This is a genomic window from Caballeronia hypogeia, assembly GCF_001544875.2.
GTDB lineage: Bacteria > Pseudomonadota > Gammaproteobacteria > Burkholderiales > Burkholderiaceae > Caballeronia > Caballeronia hypogeia.
On record NZ_FCOA02000002.1, the window covers coordinates 218736 to 242941 of the forward strand.

22 protein-coding genes are annotated in these 24206 nt (G+C 62.8%); 11 read left to right on the forward strand and 11 right to left on the reverse strand.

Features of this window, described 5'->3' with window-relative positions; genetic code table 11:
• Window positions 1-38: 38 nt before the first annotated feature.
• The 6 genes from AWB79_RS04245 to AWB79_RS04270 all read right to left on the reverse strand — a co-directional run bounded on the left by AWB79_RS04245 (window position 39) and on the right by AWB79_RS04270 (window position 6243).
• Window positions 39-224, reverse strand: coding sequence for a hypothetical protein (locus AWB79_RS04245; RefSeq protein ID WP_061166464.1), 186 nt, complete (start codon window positions 222-224; stop codon window positions 39-41).
• A gap of 146 nt (window positions 225-370) precedes the next feature.
• Complete coding sequence (locus AWB79_RS04250; RefSeq protein WP_061166140.1) at window positions 371-1597, reverse strand: c-type cytochrome; 1227 nt, start codon at window positions 1595-1597, stop codon at window positions 371-373.
• 76 nt (window positions 1598-1673) lie between these two features.
• Window positions 1674-3413: a methanol/ethanol family PQQ-dependent dehydrogenase gene (locus tag AWB79_RS04255; protein WP_061166141.1), complete on the reverse strand. Its 1740-nt coding sequence runs from the start codon at window positions 3411-3413 to the stop codon at window positions 1674-1676.
• Window positions 3414-3663: 250 nt separating this feature from the next.
• Window positions 3664-3945 (reverse strand): pyrroloquinoline quinone biosynthesis peptide chaperone PqqD, encoded by a 282-nt coding sequence (pqqD, locus tag AWB79_RS04260; protein WP_061166142.1) that lies wholly within the window; start codon window positions 3943-3945, stop codon window positions 3664-3666.
• A 72-nt stretch (window positions 3946-4017) separates the two neighbouring features.
• On the reverse strand, window positions 4018-4092 hold the full coding sequence (pqqA, locus tag AWB79_RS04265) for a pyrroloquinoline quinone precursor peptide PqqA (RefSeq protein ID WP_157695699.1): 75 nt from the start codon (window positions 4090-4092) through the stop codon (window positions 4018-4020).
• A 207-nt stretch (window positions 4093-4299) separates the two neighbouring features.
• The gene (locus AWB79_RS04270) at window positions 4300-6243 is read right to left on the reverse strand and encodes a sigma-54-dependent Fis family transcriptional regulator (RefSeq protein ID WP_061166144.1); all 1944 of its coding nucleotides are present in this window, start codon (window positions 6241-6243) and stop codon (window positions 4300-4302) included.
• A gap of 336 nt (window positions 6244-6579) precedes the next feature.
• On the opposite strand from AWB79_RS04270, the gene AWB79_RS04275 reads away from it, so the two are divergent.
• On the forward strand, window positions 6580-6774 hold the full coding sequence (locus AWB79_RS04275) for a hypothetical protein (RefSeq protein WP_061166145.1): 195 nt from the start codon (window positions 6580-6582) through the stop codon (window positions 6772-6774).
• A 117-nt stretch (window positions 6775-6891) separates the two neighbouring features.
• On the opposite strand, the gene AWB79_RS04280 is transcribed toward AWB79_RS04275, so the two are convergent.
• The 3 genes from AWB79_RS04280 to AWB79_RS04290 all read right to left on the reverse strand — a co-directional run bounded on the left by AWB79_RS04280 (window position 6892) and on the right by AWB79_RS04290 (window position 10243).
• Window positions 6892-7536, reverse strand: a complete 645-nt coding sequence (locus tag AWB79_RS04280; protein ID WP_061166146.1) for a LysE family translocator — start codon at window positions 7534-7536, stop codon at window positions 6892-6894.
• Window positions 7537-7641: 105 nt separating this feature from the next.
• Window positions 7642-9168 (reverse strand): GGDEF domain-containing protein, encoded by a 1527-nt coding sequence (locus AWB79_RS04285; protein WP_061166465.1) that lies wholly within the window; start codon window positions 9166-9168, stop codon window positions 7642-7644.
• 235 nt (window positions 9169-9403) lie between these two features.
• The gene (locus AWB79_RS04290; protein WP_061166466.1) at window positions 9404-10243 is read right to left on the reverse strand and encodes a FadR/GntR family transcriptional regulator; all 840 of its coding nucleotides are present in this window, start codon (window positions 10241-10243) and stop codon (window positions 9404-9406) included.
• 225 nt (window positions 10244-10468) lie between these two features.
• Between AWB79_RS04290 and AWB79_RS04295 the strand changes: the two genes are divergently transcribed.
• From AWB79_RS04295 to AWB79_RS04325, 7 genes are all read left to right on the forward strand, one after another.
• Complete coding sequence (locus tag AWB79_RS04295; protein ID WP_061166147.1) at window positions 10469-11677, forward strand: ABC transporter substrate-binding protein; 1209 nt, start codon at window positions 10469-10471, stop codon at window positions 11675-11677.
• A gap of 76 nt (window positions 11678-11753) precedes the next feature.
• Entirely contained in the window at window positions 11754-12614 is an 861-nt protein-coding gene (locus AWB79_RS04300; RefSeq protein WP_061166148.1) for a branched-chain amino acid ABC transporter permease, read from the forward strand.
• Window positions 12611-13633, forward strand: a complete 1023-nt coding sequence (locus AWB79_RS04305; RefSeq protein WP_061166149.1) for a branched-chain amino acid ABC transporter permease — start codon at window positions 12611-12613, stop codon at window positions 13631-13633. Before AWB79_RS04300 ends, AWB79_RS04305 begins: the two co-directional genes overlap by 4 nt.
• Entirely contained in the window at window positions 13630-14397 is a 768-nt protein-coding gene (locus AWB79_RS04310; RefSeq protein ID WP_061166150.1) for an ABC transporter ATP-binding protein, read from the forward strand. The genes AWB79_RS04305 and AWB79_RS04310 overlap by 4 nt, the downstream gene beginning before the upstream one ends.
• A complete protein-coding gene (locus AWB79_RS04315; protein ID WP_061166151.1) occupies window positions 14394-15095 on the forward strand; it encodes an ABC transporter ATP-binding protein in 702 nt (233 codons plus the stop codon). Before AWB79_RS04310 ends, AWB79_RS04315 begins: the two co-directional genes overlap by 4 nt.
• A gap of 36 nt (window positions 15096-15131) precedes the next feature.
• A complete protein-coding gene (locus AWB79_RS04320) occupies window positions 15132-16394 on the forward strand; it encodes a Zn-dependent hydrolase (RefSeq protein ID WP_061166152.1) in 1263 nt (420 codons plus the stop codon).
• Window positions 16391-17872, forward strand: coding sequence for a M81 family metallopeptidase (locus tag AWB79_RS04325; RefSeq protein ID WP_061166153.1), 1482 nt, complete (start codon window positions 16391-16393; stop codon window positions 17870-17872). The genes AWB79_RS04320 and AWB79_RS04325 overlap by 4 nt, the downstream gene beginning before the upstream one ends.
• A gap of 9 nt (window positions 17873-17881) precedes the next feature.
• Here AWB79_RS04325 and AWB79_RS04330 read toward each other — a convergent pair whose 3' ends face one another.
• Both AWB79_RS04330 and AWB79_RS04335 read right to left on the reverse strand, forming a co-directional pair.
• Complete coding sequence (locus tag AWB79_RS04330; RefSeq protein WP_232470816.1) at window positions 17882-18583, reverse strand: hypothetical protein; 702 nt, start codon at window positions 18581-18583, stop codon at window positions 17882-17884.
• A gap of 274 nt (window positions 18584-18857) precedes the next feature.
• On the reverse strand, window positions 18858-20339 hold the full coding sequence (locus tag AWB79_RS04335) for a mannitol dehydrogenase family protein (protein WP_061166155.1): 1482 nt from the start codon (window positions 20337-20339) through the stop codon (window positions 18858-18860).
• Between the two features lie 106 nt (window positions 20340-20445).
• Between AWB79_RS04335 and manD the strand changes: the two genes are divergently transcribed.
• The 3 genes from manD to AWB79_RS04350 are packed head-to-tail and all read left to right on the forward strand — an operon-like array spanning window position 20446 to window position 24168.
• Window positions 20446-21654: a D-mannonate dehydratase ManD gene (gene manD, locus AWB79_RS04340; RefSeq protein WP_061166156.1), complete on the forward strand. Its 1209-nt coding sequence runs from the start codon at window positions 20446-20448 to the stop codon at window positions 21652-21654.
• 57 nt (window positions 21655-21711) lie between these two features.
• Window positions 21712-23082 carry an MFS transporter gene (locus AWB79_RS04345; RefSeq protein WP_061166157.1) on the forward strand — a complete coding sequence of 457 codons (1371 nt, stop codon included), beginning with the start codon at window positions 21712-21714 and terminating at the stop codon, window positions 23080-23082.
• 48 nt (window positions 23083-23130) lie between these two features.
• On the forward strand, window positions 23131-24168 hold the full coding sequence (locus tag AWB79_RS04350; protein WP_061166158.1) for an L-idonate 5-dehydrogenase: 1038 nt from the start codon (window positions 23131-23133) through the stop codon (window positions 24166-24168).
• The last annotated feature ends 38 nt before the right edge of the window (window positions 24169-24206 follow it).

Below are 24206 nucleotides of genomic sequence, written 5' to 3' on the forward strand. Positions count from 1 at the left end.
GACGAACCGAAGACTCGACGAAACTTCAGGGTGTGTCGTCAGGTGAGTATCGGCACCGCTTCGATCAGCGCAAGCCCGAGTAGCGCCCCGATGGCTGCGCTGATGAGCTTCGGATGCCAGCGATCCAGATGCAGCACCGTGAGCAGCGCGCCGATCAGGATGACGCCGAGCAAAGCGAAAATTACCACAAGATAGCCGATTTCGAAGTCATTATTGATAAGCACGACGCTGGCCTCCCGCCGACACAAGCCGGCTGATTTGCGCATTGCGCCACGCTTGCGGCGCTTCTCGATCCGCCTGCGCGACGTTTCGATTATATATCACGTTGTGATGTATTTGAAGTCGCGCGAACGATGTCCGCATGGGAAGCTCAATGGCCAGGTCCGGCGTTCAGCGGCAAGGTGGAGGCGCGCGCGCTGTCGGCGGTCAGCTTTGTCGCGCCGGCCTTGTAGCCGTTCGAATTGAGCAGGAACGCCATGATGTCGGCGTAATCCTGATCTTTCATCTTGCCCGGTCGATCAGCGGGCATGTTGGTCGCCATGTAGGTGAAGATGCCGCCAACCGTCAGATGCGAGTTCGCCGCCGGCGCGAACGATGGCCCCTGCAATGCGGGCGCGGTGACGCCTTGCAATTGGGCGCCGTGGCACTTCGCGCACGAGCTCGCGTAAAGCGTCTTGCCGTGAGCGATCTGCGCCTGTTCGAACGATGGCGGCTCGCCGCCCCCTTCGTTCGCGACCTTGATGAAGCGTCCCATGCGCGCCGCATTGGCGTCGGCGAGCATGATGCCCGTGCGCGCCGACGATGCTGTCGAAGCCGTGTCGAGATAATGCGCCGATGAACGCACCGACGCAGTTTGTGCCGGGAGGGTCCACTGCTTCGTGAGCGCCTGCAGGCGGCCATCGTTGTTCATGGCGGTGAGTGCATCGTCGATGCGCGGAAGCAACGCGGCAGCCTTGTCGCCGAATGCGAACGTGAGATGCCAGTCCGCATAAGGCGAGTCCGCGAGCGCCACATCGAAGCTGTGCTCCGGATGGGCCATGCGATAGGCGACGACAGCCGGATACCAGACGATGGCCTTCTGCGCGCGTCCTTTCGCGACCGCTTCGACCGTCGATGCCGAGGTGTTCTCCAGATCCAGCGTCACGTCAGGTTGCTGCACGGCGATGAGTTGCGCGGGGCTCGCGTAGGTCGCGGCGACCGTGCGCTTCGCCGCGTCCTGCAACACGGCGCCGGGCGCTTCGACGCTGACATAGCCCGCACGCAGATAGCCTCGCGAGAAGCGCATCTTGCCGCCGGATGCATCGGCGACCGTCGAGCGTGGAAAGCCTGCGATCACGTCGCAATCGCGGGCGAGCGTCTTGTCGAGTTCGCTGAGCGAGACGCCGTCATCGTCGCCTTCGCCGATACCGTGCGTGACGAGCGTCGCCGCAATGTTGGCGCGCGCGAAGACCGCTTGCGCGACGGCGCGATCCAGTGCCACGGACGGGCTGCCGGGAAACGTGCAGATCTTCACTGCGGCGTGCGAGGGCGACGGTGCGAGTGCGATGCATGCCGCGAGCATGCCCGCCGCACGAATGGAGTTGAGTGGATGATTCATGACCAGGCGTCCGATGATGTAATGAGCATCGCGAGCGCGCGATGAAGTTGAGCGCTCGCGCTTCGATCAGGTGTTGTCAGGTGCGATTGAGCGCGAACACGTAGAGCGTGCCTCCGCGCGGCACCTTGTCCGCGGCCTTGGCCATCGGGCCGCCCCAGATCGGGTTGGCGCCGCCGTAGCCCGCGAGCACCGCGACATATTCCTTGCCGTCGATCTCATAGACCGAAGGCTGCGCGATGATGCCGCTCGCGAGCTTCGGGCTCTGCCAGAGGACCTTGCCGGTTTTCTCATCGAACGCGAGCAGATGGCCGTCGAGCGAGCCGCTGAAGGCGAGGCCGCCCGCCGTGGTCGCGACGCCGCCGTTCCACGGCAGCTTGCTCCAGTGGCTCCAGACCTTCTTGCCGGTATCGACGTCGATCGCCTGCAGCTCGCCATAACCCTTGCTGCCCGGCTCGGGCTTGATCTCGAAGCCTTCGCCGAGATAGGGCAGGCCTTCCATGTAGTTCACCGACTTGCCCGACAAGGACATGCACGCATGCAGCGCCGGCACGATCGCGAGATGCTTCTCCGGATCGTATGACACGGACCACCAGTTCTTGCCCCCCAGGAAGCTCGGACAGGTTTCGATGGTCGTGCCCGTCTTCGGGTACTTCGCCGCATCCTGAACGGGCTTGCCGTCGTCGGTATAACCTGTCACCGAGGTTGCTTTCACGAACGGACGCGCATAGATCAGCTTGCCGTTGCTGCGATCGATCGCATGGAAGAAGCCGTTGCGATCCGCGTGAATGATCGCGTCATAGTCCTTGCCCTGATACTTGATGTTCGCGAGCACGGGCGTGTTGACGCCGTCGTAGTCCCACGTGTCGTGGGTCGTGTACTGATAGTGCCACTTGAGATCGCCGGTCTTCGGATCGAGCGCGAGCAGCGAATCGGAATATAGATTGTCACCGGGACGGAGGTCGGCGAGCCACGGCCCCGGGTTGCCCACGCCCCAGTACAGCGTTTTGCTCGCGGCATCATAGGTGCCCGTGAGCCACGCGGGCGCGCCGCCGTGTTCCTGCATGCCATCGGGCCATGTGTCGCCGCCCGGCTCCTTGGCGCCGGGCACGGTAAAGCGCTTCCACAACACCTTGCCGTCATTGGGATCGAGCGCCGCGATGAAGCCGCGAGCGCCATACTCGCCGCCCGAACTGCCGACGACGATCGCGCCATCGAGTGCGAGCGGCGCCAGCGAGAACGCGTAGCCCGTACCCGGATCGAACATCGCCTTCTTCCACACGAGGGCGCCGGTCTGCGCATCGAGCGCGGCGACTTCACCGCTCAGCATCGCGACATAGACGTTCTTGCCATACAGCGCGACGCCGCGATTCACCACATCGCAACAAGCGGTCTTGAACGATCTCGCGTCGAGATTCGGTTCGTATTTCCAGAGCTGTTTGCCCGTTTCGGCATCGAATGCATAAACGTTGTCCTTGGGCGTCGTCACGAACAGGAAGCGTCCGTTGATGATAGGCGTCGCTTCGAAGCCTTGTTGCAGATCGGCGGGAAACTTGTAGCTCCATGCCTGCTTCAGTCCCTTCACGTTGCTCGTGTCGATCTGCTTGAGCGGCGAATGCGCATGGCCGTTGTACGTGCGGTAATAGGTGAGCCAGCCTGGATCGTTCTGTGCGCTCGCGAGCCGTTCATAGCTGACGTCGGGATACTGCGCCGGCGTGCTGTTGGCCGCGACGGCCTGATGTTGCACGAAGCCGAATGCAGCCGCGATGCCTGCTGCAAGGGCCGCGATGCGCATGGACGGGACGGTGGGGGTCTTCATCGTTGTCTCCTGGGATGATATTGCGACGTTTCTTTTGATCTCGTGTTGGCCTTGATAGGCATGCGAAACGGTTGCCGGTTCATCAAGGCAAGTCATGTGCCATTCGCGATGCATGTGCGCGCATGCCTTGTCGCATGCGGATGTGGCGCTTACGGCGATGCCTGCACATGGCGCATGGCGTTGATGCATGAGTGTTGCAACGTGGAGCAATGGGACGCAGGCGTGTTGCCCGATGTGACAGTGACGTGCGTCAGTCGATCCAGCCGAGACGGCGCGCTTCATCGATGAAGCGATACACGTCGGCCGCGAGCCCGGACACGCCGAAGCGCGCTTCGAGTTCGCCGATGATGTCGTCGAGTTCGCGCGTGCCATCGCAGCGCGCGAGTATTTCGCCGGCGCTGCGATTCAGTTCGATGCTGCCGTGCGGATGCACGATTTCGCACGTGCGCATGTCCGCGTGCCAGTGCAGCTTGAGGGGCGTACGCAAACGCGGGCGCGGGAACGCACCCGCACGCGCGGTCGTCGGGTTCATGTGGAAGAGATGAGGAAGGTGCGCATGCCCGGGTCGATGCGAGCCCGGCCCGGGCATGTCTTTAGTGAAGCATCAGCGTGTGGCGATATACATCGTGATCTCGAAGCCGAAACGCAGATCGGTGAAGGCGGGCTTGGTCCATTGCATGGTCATCTCCTTGAGTGATGTTCGACATTGGATCGCGAACGGTTTCGCAACCAGAGGTCGAAAATGCAAGGTCCATGCCTTCGATGAAAAGACCGCGCAGAACACGCTCTTGCTTTCAGTTCTATTTCGACGATACGCGTCCCGATTGGGCACGCTGTTCCTCTTCGCGACAGGGGTGTATCGAAGTGGAACACCGCATGCAACAGTTCACTGCTCCATCGCTGAACAAGTGGGCATCTTTCGATAGATCGTGTTGCGTGAAATGCCGAGCGCGCGCGCGGCAGCGGACACGTTGCCATGATGGCGCGCGAGCGCCGCCGCGATCACGGAAGTTGTGACCTCGTGGAGTCGTCCGGAAACAAATGCCGACGGAGCGCTTGCTTCAGATATGCCTTCCGCACGACTGTACGGCTCATCGAAGAAGTCCTCCGGAAGGTGATCGCGACGGATGCAGCCGTCTTCGTCGACCATGGCGGCCGCTGTGCGTAGCAGGTTGCACAACTGCCGGAAGTTGCCGGGCCACGCATAACGCTCGAACAAGGCCATGACTTCGTCGTCGATGGAAAGGCGCATGCCGCATGCTTCGTCGGCGCTCATTGCCTGCAGCATCTTCGTGATGACGGCCGCGAGGTCGGTTCGATCGCGCAAGGGCGGCAGCTTCACGACGAGCCCGTTGAGCCGGTAATAGAGGTCTTCGCGGAAGCGGTTCTGCGCGATCATTTCGCGCAGGTTGCGGTGCGTCGCGCAGATGATCGCGACATCGACCGGTATCGATTTGCTCGAGCCGAGCGGATCGACGACACGCTCCTGCAGCACGCGCAGAAGACGGACTTGCAATGGATAGGGCATGTCGCCGATCTCGTCGAGAAAGAGCGTGCCGCCGTTCGCCTGTAACAGCTTTCCGGCCGCGCCCTTGCGGCGTGCGCCCGTGAAGGCGCCTTCTTCATAGCCGAAGAGTTCCGACTCGATCAGGTTCTCGGGAATCGATGCGCAGTTGACGGCGATGAACGGCCCCGCGCGGCGCGGCGAGTCGCCGTGAATGGCTTGCGCGAGCAGTTCCTTGCCGGTGCCCGTTTCGCCGGTGATGAGAATCGGAATGTCTTTGCCGATGACCTTGCGCACCTTGCCGATGACGGCGGCGACCGTGGCGTCGCCCGTGTCGAGCGGTGCGAGCTTGGATTGCGTCTCGCGTGTGCTTACAGCGCGCGGTGCGGGCCTCGCGGCGAGTGTCGTCGCAGCCATTTCGGCGAGCGGCGCGCGATTCAGGCGCACCCGCGCGCACACCACCGTGCCGTTGTTCAGGTCGAGCGCAATATGCGGAGCGCGGCTCGCGTGCGAACGATCGATCAGTTGCGCGCTCGTCACACCGAACAGCGACGAAAGCGTATGCGCGCGCAGCGCCGACAGCGGCAGGCCGAACTGAAATTGCGCGCTGCGATTGGCCGACAGAAAGCGGCCATCGCACGTGAACGCCATGATGCCTTCCATGAGCGTGCCGAGAAATTCGGGGCGGCCATGAAACGAAACTTGCAGCATGCCCTGAAACGTGCTGGAAAACAGGTGGTTTTCGATCATCTGCACGGACATGCGCGCGAGCGCCATCGTGTGGCGATGATAGCTGCGATGATCGCCGGTGACGTCGAGCACGCCGATCAGATCGCCGTACGGATCGAGGATCGGCACACTGGAGCACGTGAGAAAGCGATTGGCCGCGAGATAATGCTGGTCGCCGTGCACGACCGTGGGCGTGCGCTCCGCGATCGCCGTGCCGATCGCGTTCGTGCCTTGCCGTTCCTCGGCCCAGTTCGCGCCTGCTCTCAGCGCGACCTTCTCGGCGCGCGCGAGGAAATCGTCGTCACCGGTGGAATGCAGGATGAGACCCTGCGCATCGGTCAGCACGATCATGCTTTGCGTGTTGACGATTTGTTCACGCAGGGTTTCCATCACCGGCGTCGCGTGCGCGCAAAGCACGCGGTTCTGCTCGAGCTTGAGCAGCAGGTCGCCTTCGGTGAGCACGTCGTAGTCGGGTCGCGTCGAGGCGTTCAGGCCAAAGGTTTCCGAGCGCTCATGCGCCTTCTGGATCGACGGAATCAGCCAGCCGCTGTCGCGTTCACCATGACTCGCCGCGATTTCTTGAATCTCGTCTTGCATCGTCTCCTCCTGTGTGCAAGTGCCGGTCGAATCGCCGGATGTTCGAGCGTCTATAAGAGCAAGGTCCGCGCCAATCAGCGAGGGCGTACTCGTATGTCGGGAAAACGAAAGAAATCGGGTGTCGTCGGCGCGCAGACAGAGGCATGCGTATTGTGTCGGGCCATGTCCGACTTAGGGGTTTGACACATCACGTGGGCTGATCGGCTCGACGCCCGCTGCACAAGGCCTCGACGGTCTTGGGCTGTGAATTGGCATGCCGCATGCAAAAGGGCAGGCGAGCGTGAAGACACGCTCGTTCCGGACAAACTTTTGCTACGTACCGCCAGGAGAACCGCCATGACGCAACTGAAGCTCGACGATCTGAAACACGCCGAAGAACTGTCCTCTGCCGAGATGTCACGCATCGTCGGTGGCGACAAGCAGGAGCCGGCTGGCCGTCCGACTCACATCGATGCCCAAAACGGCGTGCTGACTTTCAAGGATGGCTCGAAGTGGACAATGGACCTCGATGGCAAGCTGCATCCGCTGTGAGGCACGCGCATTGACGCAGCCTTGCGCAACGACCGGACGCCCGGCGTGTCCGGTCTTTTGCATTCGTCATGCTTGATGCGATTCTGCGCCCCGCGTTTTTGAACCACGCATGCAAAATCAGAAGCCGGCCTTGCTGGCGGTGAGCACCAGACGCAGACCGAGCGCTGCGATGACGCCGGAAGCCACGCGATCGATCCATTTCCTCGAGCGCAGGTACATCTCGCGCGGACGCTTGCTGGAGAAGCCCAGCGCGACGATGGTGTACCAGCCGGTTTCGATCGCGAAAACCATCGGCGGCAGCACGAAGTAGCACCACAGCGGCGGGTGTTGCGGCAAGAGGGCAGCGAAGATGCTGCCGTACCAGATCGCGGTCTTCGGATTGCTCAGTTGCGTCGAGAGTCCGAGCCAGAACGATTTGCGCGCGCTTCCCGGATGCGCGGGCGCACCGTCTCGTGCCGGCATGTGCATCGGCTGCGCGGCGCCGCGCCAGATTTTCGATGCGATATAGATCAGATATATCCCGCCCGCGACCTTGAGCGCGATATAAAGCCATTCGACGGCGACCAGCAGCGTGTACAACCCCGCGAGCGCTATGCCGCCGAAGAAGATGCCGCCGACGCCCATGCCCAGCGCGGTCGCGATGCCATCCATGCGCGATACGCCGATAGCGTTGCGGGCCACGATCACAAAGCTCGGACCGGGAATCATCGCGCCCAGCAGCAGGGAGAAAAGAATGGCAAATACGGCGGTCGAAGCGTTCATCGGGTTGTCTCCTTCCGGAAGCGGTCGCCTGAATTCTTAATGCAACATGTCAAACGCGCGATTGCATCAGGAATGCATGATACGCGCGACCGTCTGCGTGTCGTGTCAAGCGCCGTCGCTCGCCACGCTGCCTTCGTGGATCGCGCGATTGCGGCCCGCGCGTTTGGCGAGATAGAGCGCGGCGTCCGCGCTGTTGAGCAGCCTGAGCGCGTCGTCGCTCTGGCGCGGCGAGGCCGTCGCGCAGCCGATGCTGATCGTCAGTACCCCCTTGGACGCCTCGCTGTTCGCGATCGCGAGCGCTTCGACCGACTCCCGCAGACGTTCCGCGAACGTCACCGCGCCGCTCGCGGCCGCGCCCGGCAACACGATCACGAACTCCTCGCCGCCATAGCGCGCGACGATATCGCCGGGGCGCCTCGCGGAATTCGAAATGCAATCGGCCACTGCGATCAGCGCGTCGTCGCCCATCATGTGACCATATGTGTCGTTGTAGAGCTTGAAGTAATCGACGTCGATGAACAGCGCGGAGATCGGCTGGTCCGCGCGGCGGGCGCGTCGCCATTCTTCGTCGAGACGGCGGTCGAGCGCGCGCCGGTTACACAGGCCGGTGAGCGAATCGGTGCCCGCGAGCCGTTGCAGCTTTTCCTGCGCGATCGCACGCGAACGCAGCGAGATCGCGAGCAGCCACGAGATGACGATGAAGCAGCCTCCGAACGTCAACGTGAGGCCGCCGATCACGATGCTGCGTTGTCGCCACGACGCCAGCACGTCGTCTTCGGCAGGCGCGACGGCCGCGATCAGATGCGTGCCCGGCACGTGCTGGAAGGTATACAGGCGCCGTACGCCATCGAGCGGTGACCGGGAGATGTACGAGCCGGAGTTCGTGTCCTTCATCGCGGAGAAACTCGGTGACTTCGCGACGTATGCCGCTGTTGCATCGGACGTCAACGCTGGCTTGCGCGCGATCATTTCGCCGTCTTGCTGGACGATGAACACCGAGCCGGACGCACCGACGTTCACGCGTTCGAGCAGGCTCCTGAAGTATTCGGTGTTCAGCGCGATGACCGCCACGCCCGCGAACGAGCCATCGGGTGCGTTGATGCGGCGGCTCATCGCGAGCGAGGTCGCGCCCTTGCGTAATCTCGATGCGTAGGGTCCGGAAATATAGAGGCCCGCATCGGGATGCGCGACGTGAACCTTGAAGTAATCCCGGTCATTGAAGAGCATGTCCGTGTGCTCGCTCGGGTCTCGTTCCACGACGATCCGCCCCTCTCGATTCATGACGAACGCGCCGCCTACATAGCGCATTGCCGTCGCGCCATCGAAGAGGACGAGCTTGCGCAGTTCGGGAGATAGCGCCATGACTTGCGGATCCTGCACGCCGCTCACGATGGTGCGCAACGACAGATCGCTCGATTCGACATTGCGCGCGATGTCCGCGCTCAGCGTGGCGACGAGATTCGCCGACGCCGCGTGCGCATTCTGCAAAGCCTGCGCGCGTCCTTGCCAGAGGGCGGCGAACGAGAGCACGGCCATGGAAATGGCGATAGCGGTGCCGATGAGGCCCGCGAGCACCGGATGTCGTGAAAACGCCTCGGCGAAACGCATCGCGGCGGTGCTGTTGCGCCGCATCAGGCGGCGGCTGACCACGCGCCCGGTCTTGCGAACGGCATTGAATCTGGGTGGCATTCAGTTTCTCCGCGTGGCGCGAGCCACCCCGCATGGCGTGCGGCGCCGCCTCGCATGGCGTCGAAAACTCCGTGATTTACGGGTTGAAAATGGATGTAACGAACGCGCGCTCCGCGCGTTCGATGATCGATTGTAGTCGCTAAGGCCTGAGCGCCCTCGAAGCGGACTCGCCCGTGATTCAGTTGTTCCCGCGTCCGGCGAGCCGCTTGCGAATCTCCGAGTCGAGAATGAGCCGTCCGCGCAGCTTGCCCTTCATGCGCTTCACATAACGCGGCGCCTCGGTCATGTGAATCACCATCAGCTCGCGCACCTTCGCGGAGTCTCGCGCGCGCGCAGCTTCGGTGATCGCCTTGTGGATCTTCACGTTGGCGCGTCCGAAGCGCTCGTGCTCGGCCTGCGGCGTGTCGTTCCGGAACTCGATGAGCTGCCGGATCATCTCGTTGATTAACTCGCAGCTGAAGCGCAAGAAGGGATTCGGATTCGCGGCGGCGAGGATGTCGTGAAAGTTCACGTCTTCCTGACGCTGCCTGACGATGTCGCGATTCGCATGCGCCGAGGCCGGTTCATCGCAGCACGCGATATTCGCTTCGAGCGCGGCGAAGTCCGCTTCGGTGAGATGCGGCACCGCGCCGGCCGCGAGCTCGGGCTCGAGCAGTTGCCGCACGGTGTAGATGTCGTCGATGCTCACGTCCTTGAAGAACAGATAGTTCTGCAAGAGCTGCAAGGTGCGGTCGAGCGGGACTTCGACAATCGTGCCACCACCCGAAGGACCGGTTGTCACCTTGATTAGCCCTTGCACTTCGAGCGACTTGAGCGCCTCGCGGATCGTGCTCTTGCTCACCGAGAAGAGCTGCTGCAACTCGACTTCGCGCGGTAGCTTGTCGCCGGGCTTCAGGTTCTTCTCCGTGATCAGCCGTTTGATCTCCTCGGCGACCAGGTCCGCGCGCTTGGGCTGCTTGATCGGCTGCTGCGCGATTTCGATTGCCGCGCCGCCGCGTTTGGCACGTTCCATCACCATGTCGATGTTCCTCTCGTTTCGCTCGCGGTTCGTGTCCGTCTTGTACGCGCGCATGCGCTTTCGCGCAGACCGGAATATTGCCTTATTGACACTTGAATTTATTGTTCCTAGCATCGGGTTCATTCTATTTATCATGATAAATAGGATGAAGCCAGCCGATGCCTGAACGTACCACGAAAAAAAGCGCGGCGGCCGCGCAGGTCTTCTTCTCAAGGAGCGACAACTTTGAATCGCCGAAACATGTTGAAGCTGGCCGCGCTGTCGGCCATTCCCGGATCAATCGAGGCGCTCGTCACAAGAAGCGCCTTTGCACAAGGCTCGCCGATCCAGTTTGCCTGCCCGGTTCCGATGTCCGGCCCGTTCGCGGCCAACGGTAAATACGCCGATCTCGGCATGAAGCTCGCCATAGAGCAGTACGGCAAGGTGCTCGGCCAGCCGCTCGCCTACACCACGCTCGATACCGAGGGAAAACCCGCAACGGCGGTGCGGCGTGTGCAGGAAATCGCGCAGCAAAAGAATGCGCGCTACTTCGCCGGCGGCATCCTTTCCTCCGAAGCGCTTGCGATGGGCAAGGAAGTCGAGAAGGCCGGCGGCATCTTCATCACCACCGCAGGGGCGGATGAACTGACCGGCAAAGACTGCAACAGCGCGACCTTCCGCTGGTCGGTGCCGACCTTCGGCGCGATCGAGCAGACGGTGCGTCCTCTGATTCAGGCAATGCCCAAGGCAAAGCGCTGGTACACCATCACGCCACAATACGTGTTCGGCGACGGCCTTTTGTCCGCCGCGAAGAACATCTTCAAGGAGAAGGGCATCGAGCATGTGGGCAATAGCTATCACTCGCTCAATGAAAAGGAATTCAGCGGTTATCTGACGAATGCTGTCGCCGCGAAGCCCGATGTTCTGTTGATTCTCAACTTCGGCTCGCAATCGTCTGACACATTGCGTCAGGCCGTGAGCTTCGGCATGAAGAACAATTGCACGATTCTCATGGCATGGGCATCGGGTCTCGAGCAATTCGAAGCGCTCGGTCCGGATATCTGCGAAGGCGTGTATTTCGGCGCACAGTACTGGCATGCGATCGATTCGCCGCTGAATCACGATCTGGTCAAGCGCGTGAACGACGCGTACAAGGCGAATCCGAATTACAGTCTCGCGGGTTCCTACATCTGCACCAAGATTCTTCTCGATGGCATCGTGAAGGCCGGCACCGTCGATCCGAAAAAGGTCATCACGGCGCTCGAGGGCATGAAGTACGCGGGACTGACCGGTCCCGAAGAAATTCGCGCGGGCGATCATCAAGTGCTGAAGAACTACTATCTTCTCAAAGGCAAGGCAAAGAGCAAGATGAAAGACAAGGACGATTACGCCGATATCGTGAGTTCCGGCCAGTCGTTCCTGCCGCTCGACAAGACGCAGTGCAAGCTCGCGTGATGTCGTAGCGCGCGCTGTTCCCATGCGAATGCAGTCAGGCACTGCATTCGCGCCGCAACTCTTCTGAAGCAAGGCCATGAACGTTTATCTGTTGCAGGTCGTGAACGGCATCGGCGTGGGGATGCTGTACTTTCTGCTCGCGGTCGGCTTGTCGATCGTCTTCGGGCTGCTGCGCTTCGTGAACTTCGCGCACGGCGCGTTCTATCTGCTGGGCGCCTACTTTTGCTATCAGGCGATCCAGTGGTCGATGAATTTCTGGACCGCGCTCGTCGTCGTGCCCATCGTCGTCGGTGCACTGGCCTGGGTCGTCGAGAAGATCGTGCTGCGGCACGTCTACGCGCAACAGCACGAGTTTCACATTCTCGCGACGGTCGGGCTCGCGCTCGTGATTCAGGAATGCGCGATCATCGCCTGGGGGCCGCTCGGCGATAACGTCGCCGTGCCCGACGTCCTCAACGGCGTGGTCATGTGGGGCAGCTTCATCTACCCGAAGTACCGGCTCTTCGTGATCGCGTTCACGGCGGTGCTCGCGGGCATTCTGTGGTGGGTGCTCGAAGGCACTCGCCTGGGCAGCGCGGTGCGCGCGGGCAGCGAATCGAGCGAGATGGTGTCGCTCCTCGGCATCAACGTGACGCGCATCTTCAGCCTCGTGTTCGCGCTGGGAGCGGGCACGGCGGCGCTGGCGGGCGTGCTGGCCGCGCCGATACGCGGCGTCGATCCGTTCATGGGCATCGAAGCGCTGGGCGTCGCCTTCGTCGTAGTCGTGGTGGGCGGCATGGGCAACTTTCTCGGCGCGCTGGTCGGCGGGCTTCTGGTCGGCATCGTGCAGAGCGTGATGAGCACACTGTGGCCTGAAGGCGCGCGTCTCATGATCTACGTGGCGATGGCCGCGGTGTTGTTGCTGCGTCCGAACGGATTGCTCGGGAGGGCCGCGTGAATTCCAAATCGAGTTCGAAATCGCTGGACGTGAGCGTGCCAAGACGATCCCTCCGACATTCCCTGCATCGCTACCGGTTCCTGTTGCTCGCGGCGTTCGTCGTCTGCCTGTTGCCGATGACGATGCGTTCGGGATCGCTCGCAACCGAAGTACTGGTCTATGCGCTCGCGGCACTGGGCTGCAATCTGTTGCTCGGGCATGCGGGCCTGTTGTCGTTCGGGCAGGGCATCTTCTTCGGTCTCGGCAGCTACAGCGCGGGACTGATCCTCACGAAGTCCGGACTTCAGGTCCCGGCCGCGCTGCTAGGTGCGATCGTCGTAGGCGCAGTGGCGGCGGCCATCGTCGGATGGTTTTCCATTCGGCAGCGCGGCGCGTACTTCGTCATGCTCACGCTCGCATTCGGCCAGATGTTCTACTTCCTCGCATACACGACACCCGATCTCACCGGTGGCGACAACGGCCTGCTCGATATTCCACGTCCCACGTTGTCGATCTTCGGTCAGCCGCTGGTTTCGATCGCCTCGCCATGGCAGTACTACAGCTTCGTCGCGGTGCTGTTTCTGATCGCGTTCTGGCTGATGCTGCGCGTGTCTCACTCGGTCTTCGGGCGCACCTTGCTCGCCATCCGCGACAACGAAGCGCGCGCCGCCGCGGTGGGCTACGACGTGCGGCGCTTCAAGCTGGCGGCCTTCGTCGTATCGGGCGCGGTCACGGGACTCGCGGGCGCACTGCACGCGATGATGACCGGCATCGCGCCGCTCTCGAACATCGACTATCACACGAGCGAGATGATTCTGGTGATGACGGTCATCGGCGGAACGGGCAATCTGTTTTCCTCCGTGCTGGGCGCTGCTTTCTATGTGCTCTTCGCCGACTGGCTGTCGACGCTCTGGCCGCGCTGGCTGTTGTTGCTCGGTCTGGTTCTGATCGCCGTGAGTCTCTTCATGCAGCGTGGCTTGTGGGGACTGGGCGAACGTATCTGGCGCGCGGTGAAGCGCAATGAGGGAGAGGCGGCATGAGCGCGTCGATACTGGAAGCGAAGGGCGTCGGCAAACGCTACGGCAAGTTCGCGGCGCTCACGGATGTGAACCTGCGCATCGCGCGTAACACGGTGCATTCGGTGATCGGACCGAACGGCGCGGGCAAGACCACGCTGTTTCATGTGTTGACGGGCACCGTGCCGATCAGCGCGGGCAACATTGTGTTCGACGGCCATGATGTGACGCACGAACCGGATCATCGTCGCGTGAAGCGAGGTATTGCACGGTCGTTTCAGGTGACAAGTCTTTTCGCGAATTTGCCGGTGCGCGAGAATCTGCGGCTTGCCGCGCAGGGCGTCGATTCGAAGCGCGCGCTCAACGCCTGGACGCCGCCGCGTGGGGCGCTCGAGCATCGCGATACGGTCGATGGCATTCTCGAACGGCTTGCGTTGCAACGCTTCGAATCGACGCAGGCAAGCGCGTTGTCGCATGGCCAGCAGCGGCGCCTCGAAGTCGGCATGGCGCTCGCCGCGCGACCCAAGGCGATTTTTCTCGATGAGCCGACCTCGGGCATGGGCATCGACGATCTCGACGACATGAAGCATCTGATACGCAGCCTGCGCGAGGATTACACGGTCGTGTTGATCGAGCACAACATGGATATCGTGATGGACATCTCCGACACGATCACGGTGATGCAGCAAGGGCGCGTACTGGTGGAAGGCAAGCCCGCTGAGATTCGCGGCGACGAGCGCGTGCGCAGCGCCTATCTGGGCAACATGATCACCGGAGGCCGCGCATGATGCTCGCAGTCGATAACATTCACGGCTACTACGGCAAGAGCCATATTCTTCAGGGCGTGTCGCTCACGATCGCTGAAGGCGAGACCGTCACGTTGCTGGGCCGTAACGGCGCGGGCAAGTCGACGACGCTCAAAAGCATCGCGGGCGTCGTGACGCCGCAGCGAGGCAGCGTGAAATTCAAGAACGTGGAGCTTGCGAGGCTGCCGCCGCACAGGATCGCGGCGCGCGGCGTGTGCTTCGTGCCGGAGCACCGCGGCATCTTCAAGCTTCTGTCGGTCGAAGAGAACTTGCGGCTCGGCGCGCGCAAGGATTCGCCCTGGCAGCTCGCCGATATCTATCGCATCTTTCCGCGTCTGAAGGAGCGCAGAACCAACGGCGGCGGCCAGTTATCCGGTGGCGAGCAGCAGATGCTCGCGATCGGTCGCGCGCTGATGAACCATCCGCGTCTGCTGATGCTCGATGAACCGGTGGAAGGACTCGCGCCCGTCATCGTCGAAGAGATCGTCGCGCAATTGAAGCTGATTCGCGAGGCGGGCGTGACGATTCTGCTCGTCGAACAGAATCTCGAAGTGTGCACGCAACTCGCGGACCGGCATTACATCATCGAGCAGGGACGCATCGTGTATGAAGGCGGCAATGCCGACTTCATCGCGGATGAAACGATCAAGGATCGATATCTCGGTGTCGGCGTGGTCTGAACGTCGCACCAGCAACACTCAGCGAAGGAACTTCGAATGCAAGCTCACGATCTGCCGGCGCATGCCGGCTTGCGCATCGACGGTGCGCGTCTCTGGAACAGTCTCATGCAGCTCGCGCGAATCGGCGCGACCGAGAAGGGCGGCGTATGTCGTCTCGCCTTGACGGATCTCGACAGGCAGGGCCGCGATCTTTTCGTCGCTTGGGCGAAGGAGATCGGCTGCACGGTGCGCGTGGATGCGATCGGCAATATCTTCGCGCGTCGTGCGGGCGTGCGAGATGATCTGCCGCCCGTGGTCACGGGCAGTCACATCGACACGCAGCCCACCGGCGGCAAGTTCGACGGCAACTACGGCGTACTGGCGGGACTCGAAGTGTTGCGCACGCTGAACGACAACGACGTGCGCACACAAGCGCCGCTGGAAGTCGCGGTCTGGACCAATGAGGAAGGCTCGCGCCTCGTGCCTGTGATGATGGGCTCGGGCGTGTTCGCCGGCGCCTTCACGCTGGATCATGCGCTGGCGCAGGTCGATCGCGAAGGCGTGTCGGTGCGCGATGCGCTCGCATCGATCGGCTATGCGGGAGAACGCGTTGCGGCGCATGACGTGGGCGCGTACTTCGAGGCGCATATCGAGCAAGGGCCGGTGCTGGAGGCGAACGACAAGGTGATCGGCGTGGTGCAGGGCGCGCTCGGGCAACGCTGGTACGACGTGACGATCGAGGGCATGGAAGCGCACGCCGGACCGACGCCGATGGAATTGCGCCGCGATGCGCTGCTGGTCGCTGCGGACCTGATTCGCACGGTCAATCGCATCGCGCTCGATCACGCGCCTCATGGACGTGGCACGGTCGGCTGGGTAAGCGTGCATCCGAACTCGCGCAACGTGATTCCGGGACGCGTGAAACTGACCGTCGATTTGCGCGCCGCCGACGATGCCACGCTGCTCGCGATGGATCGCGCATTGCGCGAAATCTGCGCGCAGGCGGAGTTGCCCGTGACGGTGGACGAAGTCGTCTACTTCGCGCCGCAGCCTTTCGAGTCGTCGCTGGTGGCGTCGGTTCGAGAGAGTGCGGATGCGCTCGGCTTCACGTCGATGGACGTCGTGAGCGGTGCGGGACACGACGCCGTTTATCTTGCGCGCGTGGCGCCGGCTGCGATGATCTTCGTGCCTTGCAAGGACGGCATCAGTCACAACGAGATCGAGGATGCGCGCGCCGATCATCTCGAAGCAGGCTGCAACGTTCTGCTGCAGGCGATGCTGCGCGCGGCGAACGCGGCGGTCGTTGGGGAGCGCGCATGAAGATTCTCATCGCGCGGATGAATCACGAGACCAATACGTTCTCGCCAGTGCCGACACCGCTCGAAGCCTTCGGCCGCGACGGTCCCTCCTATGGCGACGACGCCTATCGCGAGAACGCGGGCATGCGCACGGCGATGTCGGCATTCATCGATGCCGCGAAGCGCGCAGATGCGGAGATCGTCACGCCGGTCTCGGCGCAGGCCAATCCGAGCGGGCGTGTGGCGGCGGCGGCTTATGACGCGATCTGCCAGTCGATCGTCTATGCAGCCGCGGGTTGCGATGCCGTGATGCTCGATCTGCATGGCGCGATGGTCGCGGAGAACTCGCCCGATGGAGAGGGCGATCTGCTGGAGCGCGTGCGCCGTGCGTTGCCTCATGCGCCGATCGCCGTGTCGCTCGATCTGCACGCGAACGTCACGCAGAAGATGATCGACAACGCGGATGTCATCACGAGCTTCAAGACGTATCCTCATGTCGACATGTATGAAAGCGGCGAGCATGCGGCGCGGCTGCTGCTCGATCTGATTCATGGCAAGGCGAAGCCCGTGATTGCGTGGGCGCAGCCACCACTGCTGACGCACACGCTCAGGAGTGCGACGGCCGAGGGCGCGATGAAGCGCGCCGTGGATGCCGCGCGCGAAGCAGAAGACGAGGAAGGTGTGCTGGCCGTGTCGGTGCTATCGGGCTTTTCGCTTGCCGATATCGCGGCGCCGTGCATCAGCGTCGTCGTGGTCGCCGATGGCGAGCGCACAAAGGCGCAGCAAGTCGCGCACCGCATCGCGCGGCAGATCTGGAGCGAGCGCGATGGTTTCGTGTATCGCAGCGCGCCGCTCGCGCAATCGGTCAGTGAGGGCGCCGCGCTTGCGCGTGAGACAAACAAGCCGATCCTGCTGCTCGATCACGGCGACAACTGCATGTCGGGCGGAACGTGCGATACGACCGACGCGTTCGAGGAAGCATTGCGTCAGGAACTCGATGGCATCGTCGTCGGACCGCTGTGCGATCCGGAAGCGGTGGCGAAACTGTTCGCGGCGGGTGAGGGCTCGAGGATCACGGTGGGCATTGGCAACAAGCTCGCGAGCGTAGCATCGTGCGGCAAGCCGCCGCTCGAAGTGACGGGTGTCGTACGCGCGTTGACGGATGGCGAATACATCATCAGCGGCCCGACCTACACGGGGCAGCGCGCGTACATGGGTCGCGCGGCGGTGCTCGAAACGCCTGCTGCGCGCATTCTCCTGACGGAGCGCACGCACGAGCCGTGGGATCTGGGTGTGTTCGAGAGTGTCGGCATCGACCCACGAAGTGCGCGATTCCTCATTCTCAAATCGCGCATGTATTGCCGCCCCGTGTTCGTGCCGATCTCGGGTGGTCTCGTCGAATGCGACAGCCGCGGCGTGACGAGTTCCGACTACGGCCTCTTCGACTTCGGCAACCTGAAGCGCCCCGTGTATCCTCTGGATGTGGAAGCCGACTACTGAGCGGGACGCCTATTTGACGAGGCGCAGGCGCTTCGTCACGATCGTGCCTTCCTTGCGATCGATGAGCCACGCCGCATCCACGCTGCCATTCAGCGTGGATGTCCTGCGCGTGATATCGGTGGGTTCTTCATCGGTGGGCGCGCTGTGTTCGACGTCGTCGCTCAGGTAGGGCGGCGTGAGCGTGCAGATGAGAACGATCGCGAAATCGCCGTTTCCGTGCGCATGGCCGAAGTTTGGCAGGAGTGTATTGCCACGCACGGTCGTCTTGATGTCGCCATCGGGTTTCAACTGAATCACGTCGAAGGTCTGGATGAACCCCTTCTCCTTCGCTTCGGGTGCGACGACCAGCTTGCGGCCGCTTTGCCCCTTGACCGTCTGCTTGAGCAGAATGGCGGTGGGGTTCTCAGGCGCCGACAGCGACACGTTCACCGTGAGCATTTTCTTCTTGGACAGATAGCGCACGCCGTATGAAACGGGGATCACGAATGTGAACGTGCGATCCGCCTGTGCGTTCGCGAGCGGCTGACTCGCTCCGGACGTCGCCGATGCGGCTTGACCTCGACGCGTTCTGCTGAACGGATGCGAAAGAAATGTCCGTACCCGGTTCGAGATGGAAGGCGGCTGCCCCGGTGCGGGATGACCTGCGAGCGCGTCGCGGACGTGCTCGGGGTCGTCGCCGTCGAAGTTAGGCGGAAGCGCATCGGCTGACATGATGTCTGACGCCGTTGCATTGCTCGCTGCGATGCTCGTCGCGCCAACAGCGCTCGCTGCTTGGCCGCCGGACGTCGTCACTGCGCGCGCGGATACCGAGATGCAGAGGGACGCGCCGATCACGCACGCAACGATGCTTCGTCCATGTTTCAAAAAGAACACTGCCACTCCTGGCGCTCGAAGCCGGGTCAAGATGAAGCCGCTATCTTAAAGCGAAGCTGCCGGATCGGCAGGCTTACGCACAAATCGGCATCTTGCATGCGGAATACTTAATTCAATCGAGGTTCGCATATTCCTCGATCGCCGCGAGGGCGCCGCTCGCCAGTTTCGTTGCGGCGCCTACGAGCGCTTCGCGAAGCGCCGGATTGCCCGCGAGCGCTGCCGGAAACACATCGCTCACGGCGAGCAGCGCATCGACGAGATGCTCCGGGGTATCCGCGCTTTCCGCTGCCCGTGTGAGACGCGCGGCGAGCGGGTCGCTGATCGCGTAGCGGGTGCCGTCGTCGGCACGGCCGCGCAGGAACGTGAACCACGCGGCGACCGCGAGCGCGAGCCGTTCGATCGGCTGGCCAGCGTCGAGCCTCGCCGTAATGGTAGACAAAATGCGCGGCGGCATCTTCTGGCTGCCGTCCATCGCGATCTGCGCGCAACGGTGTTTCAGCGCCGGATTCGCATAGCGATTCAGGAGCGCGTCGCGGTATGCCGCGAGGTCGAATGACGCCGGCACCGCGAGCGTCGGCGCGATCTCGCGCGCCATCATCGCGTGAATGAGCTTGCGCAGGGCCGCGTGGCCGATCGCGTCGCTTATGGTTTCGAATCCCGCGAGCATCGAGAGGTACGCAAGCGTCGAGTGCGTGGCATTCAACATGCGAAGTTTCGCGATCTCGAACGGTGCGACGTCGTCAACTAGTTGCGCGCCCGCCGTTTCCCAAGCCGGACGTCCGGCTGGAAAGCGGTCTTCGATGACCCATTGACGGAACGGCTCGCACGGCACCGGCACTTCATCGCGCACGCCGAGAGCGGATTGTGCGGCCTCACGGTCGGCATCGGTGGTCGCGGGAACAATGCGGTCGACCATCGTGGACGGGAAGGCGACGTGCGTTTCGATCCACGCGGCAAGCGCCGGATCGAGCCTGCGCGCGAAGGAGCACACCGCCTGCCGCAACGCGTCGCCGTTGTGCGAGAGGTTGTCGCAGGACAGCACTGTGAAGGGCGGCTGGCCCGCGTCGCGTCGCGCCTTCAGGCCGGCGCACAGGATGCCTGGCACCGTACCGGGCTCATCGGGATGCGCGAGATCGTGCGCGACTCCCGGATGCGTGAAGTCGGCATCGCCCGTTTGCGGGTCGCGGCAGTAGCCTTTCTCGGTGACGGTGAGCGACACGATGCGCACGCGCTCGTCGGCGAGGAGTTCGAACAGACGCGCGCGATCGAAAGGCATCGCGAGCACTTCACGCAACGATCGGACGACCGTCACGCGCACGCCGTCCGGTCCGCGCTCGACGACGCTGTAAAGCCCGCCCTGCGCCATCAACGCGTCGCGCTTGCTGACGTCGCCCTGCAGCGTCACGCCGCAAATACCCCAGTCGCCGGTCTGCACGAGCATGGCTTCCTCGGTATAGAGCGCCTCATGCGCGCGATGAAAATTGCCGATCCCGAGATGCACGATTCCAATCGCGGGTTCCTGCCAGCGCGGCGAGAGGCAATGAGCGTCGAAAGAAGCGGTCGACGAACGGTTGAGCATTGATTTCTCGTTCATTTTCGATCGAATTTTGAATTCAGAATGGGGAAAACCCGTAATTGACGATGTGACATACTGGTATGGTAGTATCCGCTACATCGCATGCCCATTCAAGGAAATACCTATGAAAATCATCCGCGCCGACGTGATCGTGACATGCCCCGGCCGCAACTTCGTCACGCTGAAGATCGAGACGGATGAGGGCATCCACGGTATCGGCGATGCGACGCTCAACGGCCGGGAACTGGCCGTCGCATCGTATTTGAAGGACCACGTGTGTCCGCTTCTGATTGGCCGCGACGCCGGCCGCATCGAAGACACCTGGCAGTTCCTCTACAAGGGCGCGTACTGGCGTCGCGGGCCGGTGACCATGTCGGCGATAGCGGCGGTCGACATGGCGCTGTGGGACATCCTCGGCAAGGCCGCGAACATGCCGCTGTACAAGCTGCTGGGCGGTGCCTCGCGCGAAGGCGTGATGGTCTATGGACATGCGACCGGCCGCGATATTCCCGAGGCGCTCGACCGCTACGCCGAGCATATCGAAGAGGGCTATAAAGCGATCCGCATTCAATGCGGCGTGCCGAACATGCGCTCGGTCTATGGCGTCGCGAAGGGCAACGGCATGTACGAGCCGGCCACGAAGGGTGCGGTCGAGGAGCAGAGCTGGTCTTCGGAAAAGTATCTGGATTTCGTGCCGAAGCTCTTCGAAGCCGTGCGGGAGAAGTTCGGCTTCGATACGCATCTTCTTCACGACGTGCATCACCGTCTTACGCCCATCGAAGCCGCGCGCCTCGGCAAATCGGTCGAGCCGTATCGACTGTTCTGGATGGAGGATCCGACGCCCGCCGAGAATCAGGCCGGATTTCGTCTGATCCGCGAGCACACCGTCACGCCGATTGCCGTGGGCGAAGTGTTCAACAGCATCTGGGACTGCAAGCAGTTGATCGAAGAGCAGTTGATCGACTACATCCGCGCGACGCTCACGCATGCGGGCGGCATCACGCATCTGAAACGCATCGCGGATTTCGCGGCTTTGTATCAGGTGCGCACCGGTTGCCATGGTCCCTCGGATCTGTCACCGGTCTGCATGGGCGCGGCGCTTCATTTCGATCTGTGGGTGCCGAACTTCGGCGTGCAGGAATACATGGGCTTTCCGAAGGAAGCGCTCGAGGTATTCCCGCATGCGTGGTCGTTCGACCGCGGCATGATGCATCCGGGCGAAGCGCCGGGGCATGGCGTCGATATCGACGAGAAGCTGGCCGCAAAGTATCCGTACGACCCGGCCTATCTGCCCGTGGCGCGCCTCGAGGACGGCACGCTCTGGAACTGGTGATCCCGGTCGGCACCGATTGGCATTACGCATTCAAAACACAAGATTCCGGAGAGAGACATGGCAGACAGGCAAACCAGCGCGATGCTGCGCCGCGTGGCCGCGGCATCGACTATCGGCACGGCGGCTGAGTATTACGATTTCTTCGTCTACGGCACGGCGGCAGTGCTCGTGTTCGGCGCGAAGTTCTTTCCTAGCCACGATCCGCTGATCGGCACACTCGCCGCGTTCGCGACCTATGCGGTCGGCTTCGTCGCGCGGCCGATCGGCGGCATCGTGTTCGGGCATTTTGGCGACAAAGTCGGGCGCAAGAAGGCGCTGATCGTCACGATTCTCATTGTGGGTCTTGGGACCTTCGTCATCGGTCTGTTGCCGGACTATTCGCAGATCGGCATCTGGGCGCCCGCGTCGCTGGTGCTGATTCGCGTGCTGCAAGGCTTCGGCGTGGGCGGCGAACAAGCGGGCGCCGTGCTCCTCACTGCGGAATACGCGCCGCCGCGCGAACGCGGTTTCTTCGCAAGTCTGGTACAACTCGGCGCGCCCGCCGGCTTCCTGATTCCGTCCGGCATCTTCGCCATTCTTACGGCGGCGCTCACGCACGAGCAACTGATGGACTGGGGCTGGCGGCTGCCGTTTCTCGGCAGCATCGTGCTCGTCGTGGTGGGTCTCTACATTCGCTTGCGCACGGAGGAGTCGCCGGTGTTTGCGGCGATTCGACAAACCAAGGCAGTCGAGTCGCGGCCCGTCGTGGAAGTAGTGAAGCAGCACGGCGCGACGATCGCGAAGGGCGTCGGCGCGAAGCTGATCGAAGCGTGCACGTTCGCGATGTACACGATGATCGTGCTCGCCTACGGCCGCGCGCACGGTATCTCCGATGCGCTGTTGCTGCAGACCATCATCGTCGCCGTCGTGCTCGAACTGATCACGATTCCGCTCGCGGGCGCGCTGTCGGATCGCATCGGCCGGCGCGTAACCTTCATCACGGGCGCGGTGCTGCATGTGCTGCTCGTGGTGCCGCTGTTTCATGCTATCGACAGCGGCAGCCGTCTCGCGATCCAGACGGTCATGATTCTGGCGATCAGCATTGGTCATAGCCTGTGCTATGCGCCTCAGGCCTCGCTGTTTCCCGAACTGTTTCCGGCGCGCGTGCGCTGCAGCGGCATCGCGCTCATCTGGCAGGTCGGCTCGCTCATCGGCAGCGGCGTGCTCGGCCTCGTCGCGGTGAAGCTGATTCAGACGACGGGCGGCAGCTCCATCGGGCTCATCGCCTACGTGGCGGTGCTCGGCATCGTCTCGACCATCTCGCTGTTGCTGCTGCCGGAAACCGCTCCCGCGCGGCTCGGGCGCGATCTGCATGACTGGGCCGCGCCGCAGCACGGCAAGGAAGCCACCGAAGCCTCCGTCGCACCCGCGCTTGCCGCGCGCCGTTGATTGAATTCAAAACTCTTTATACAAACCGCTGAATCCAGGACATCGACCATGCTCGCAGCCGTTCTCCACGAACCGAAGAAGCTCGTCATCGACGAGATCGACACGCCGGAGCCGCTTCCCGGCCAGGTGCAGATCCGCGTGCGTGCAGGCGGCATCTGCGGATCGGATCTGTCGTATTACTTCAAGGGCAAGAGCGGAGACTTCGCCGTGCGCGAACCGTTCGTGCTCGGTCACGAAGTCGCGGGCGAAATCGCCGCGCTGGGCGAAGGTGTAAGCGGCCTTGCGATTGGTCAGCGCGTCGCGGTCAATCCGGGTCTGAATTGCGGCGCGTGCCGTTTTTGCGTGAAGGGCATGCCGAATCATTGCCTGAACATGCGCTTCATGGGCAGCGCTTCGACATTTCCCCACATGCAGGGCATGTTTCGCCAATACATCACGGCGGCGGCGCGGCAGTGCGTTCCGGTGCCGGACAGCCTCGACTTCGCGCAGGCCTCGATGGCCGAACCGCTCGCGGTCGCGTTGCACGCCCTGAAGCTCGCGGGTTCGCTCGTCGGCGCGACGATGCTTCTGGTCGGATGCGGGCCGATTGGCTGCATCGTGCTGGCGGCGGCCCGGCGCGCGGGCGCGCATCGCATCGTCGCGATCGATCTCGCGGACAAGGCGCTCGCGATGGCGGCCTCGCTCGGCGCGGATGAGACCGTGCTCGCCAACGATCAGGCGCGCATCGACGCGTGGTCGCGCGAACGCGGCACCTTCGACGTGGTGATCGAGGCATCGGGCAGCCCGGCCGGTCTCGACACCGCATTGCGCTCGGTGCGCGCGGGCGGCACGGTGATCCAGCTCGGGAATCTGCCCGCGGGCCAGTCGCCCGTGGCGGCGAATCTCGTCATGGCCAAGGAACTGCGCTATCAGGGCTCGTTCCGCTTCACGGACGAATACGCAACCGCCGCCGACGAGCTCGCGTCGCAGCGTATCGATCTGCGCCCGTTGATGACGCATGCGTTCCCGCTTGCCGAGGCGAACCGCGCTTTCGAGGTCGCGCTGGATCGCAATCAGTCGATGAAGGTGCATTTGCAGTTCGACTGATCCGCGTTCCCGGCATCGGCAGCGGCATTCAAAATTCA

Excerpts from the sequence above, each read along its gene's own strand:
- AWB79_RS04250 (WP_061166140.1), bottom strand. The coding sequence starts at position 1,597 with ATGAATCATCCACTCAACTCCATTCGTGCGGCGGGCATGCTCGCGGCA.
- AWB79_RS04255 (WP_061166141.1), bottom strand. The coding sequence starts at position 3,413 with ATGAAGACCCCCACCGTCCCGTCCATGCGCATCGCGGCCCTTGCAGCA.
- pqqD (WP_061166142.1), bottom strand. The coding sequence starts at position 3,945 with ATGAACCCGACGACCGCGCGTGCGGGTGCGTTCCCGCGCCCGCGTTTG.
- AWB79_RS04270 (WP_061166144.1), bottom strand. The coding sequence starts at position 6,243 with ATGCAAGACGAGATTCAAGAAATCGCGGCGAGTCATGGTGAACGCGAC.
- AWB79_RS04275 (WP_061166145.1), top strand. The coding sequence starts at position 6,580 with ATGACGCAACTGAAGCTCGACGATCTGAAACACGCCGAAGAACTGTCC.
- AWB79_RS04280 (WP_061166146.1), bottom strand. The coding sequence starts at position 7,536 with ATGAACGCTTCGACCGCCGTATTTGCCATTCTTTTCTCCCTGCTGCTG.
- AWB79_RS04285 (WP_061166465.1), bottom strand. The coding sequence starts at position 9,168 with ATGCGGCGCAACAGCACCGCCGCGATGCGTTTCGCCGAGGCGTTTTCA.
- AWB79_RS04290 (WP_061166466.1), bottom strand. The coding sequence starts at position 10,243 with ATGGTGATGGAACGTGCCAAACGCGGCGGCGCGGCAATCGAAATCGCG.
- AWB79_RS04300 (WP_061166148.1), top strand. The coding sequence starts at position 11,754 with ATGAACGTTTATCTGTTGCAGGTCGTGAACGGCATCGGCGTGGGGATG.
- AWB79_RS04310 (WP_061166150.1), top strand. The coding sequence starts at position 13,630 with ATGAGCGCGTCGATACTGGAAGCGAAGGGCGTCGGCAAACGCTACGGC.
- AWB79_RS04315 (WP_061166151.1), top strand. The coding sequence starts at position 14,394 with ATGATGCTCGCAGTCGATAACATTCACGGCTACTACGGCAAGAGCCAT.
- AWB79_RS04320 (WP_061166152.1), top strand. The coding sequence starts at position 15,132 with ATGCAAGCTCACGATCTGCCGGCGCATGCCGGCTTGCGCATCGACGGT.
- AWB79_RS04325 (WP_061166153.1), top strand. The coding sequence starts at position 16,391 with ATGAAGATTCTCATCGCGCGGATGAATCACGAGACCAATACGTTCTCG.
- AWB79_RS04330 (WP_232470816.1), bottom strand. The coding sequence starts at position 18,583 with ATGTCAGCCGATGCGCTTCCGCCTAACTTCGACGGCGACGACCCCGAG.
- AWB79_RS04335 (WP_061166155.1), bottom strand. The coding sequence starts at position 20,339 with ATGAACGAGAAATCAATGCTCAACCGTTCGTCGACCGCTTCTTTCGAC.
- manD (WP_061166156.1), top strand. The coding sequence starts at position 20,446 with ATGAAAATCATCCGCGCCGACGTGATCGTGACATGCCCCGGCCGCAAC.
- AWB79_RS04345 (WP_061166157.1), top strand. The coding sequence starts at position 21,712 with ATGGCAGACAGGCAAACCAGCGCGATGCTGCGCCGCGTGGCCGCGGCA.
- AWB79_RS04350 (WP_061166158.1), top strand. The coding sequence starts at position 23,131 with ATGCTCGCAGCCGTTCTCCACGAACCGAAGAAGCTCGTCATCGACGAG.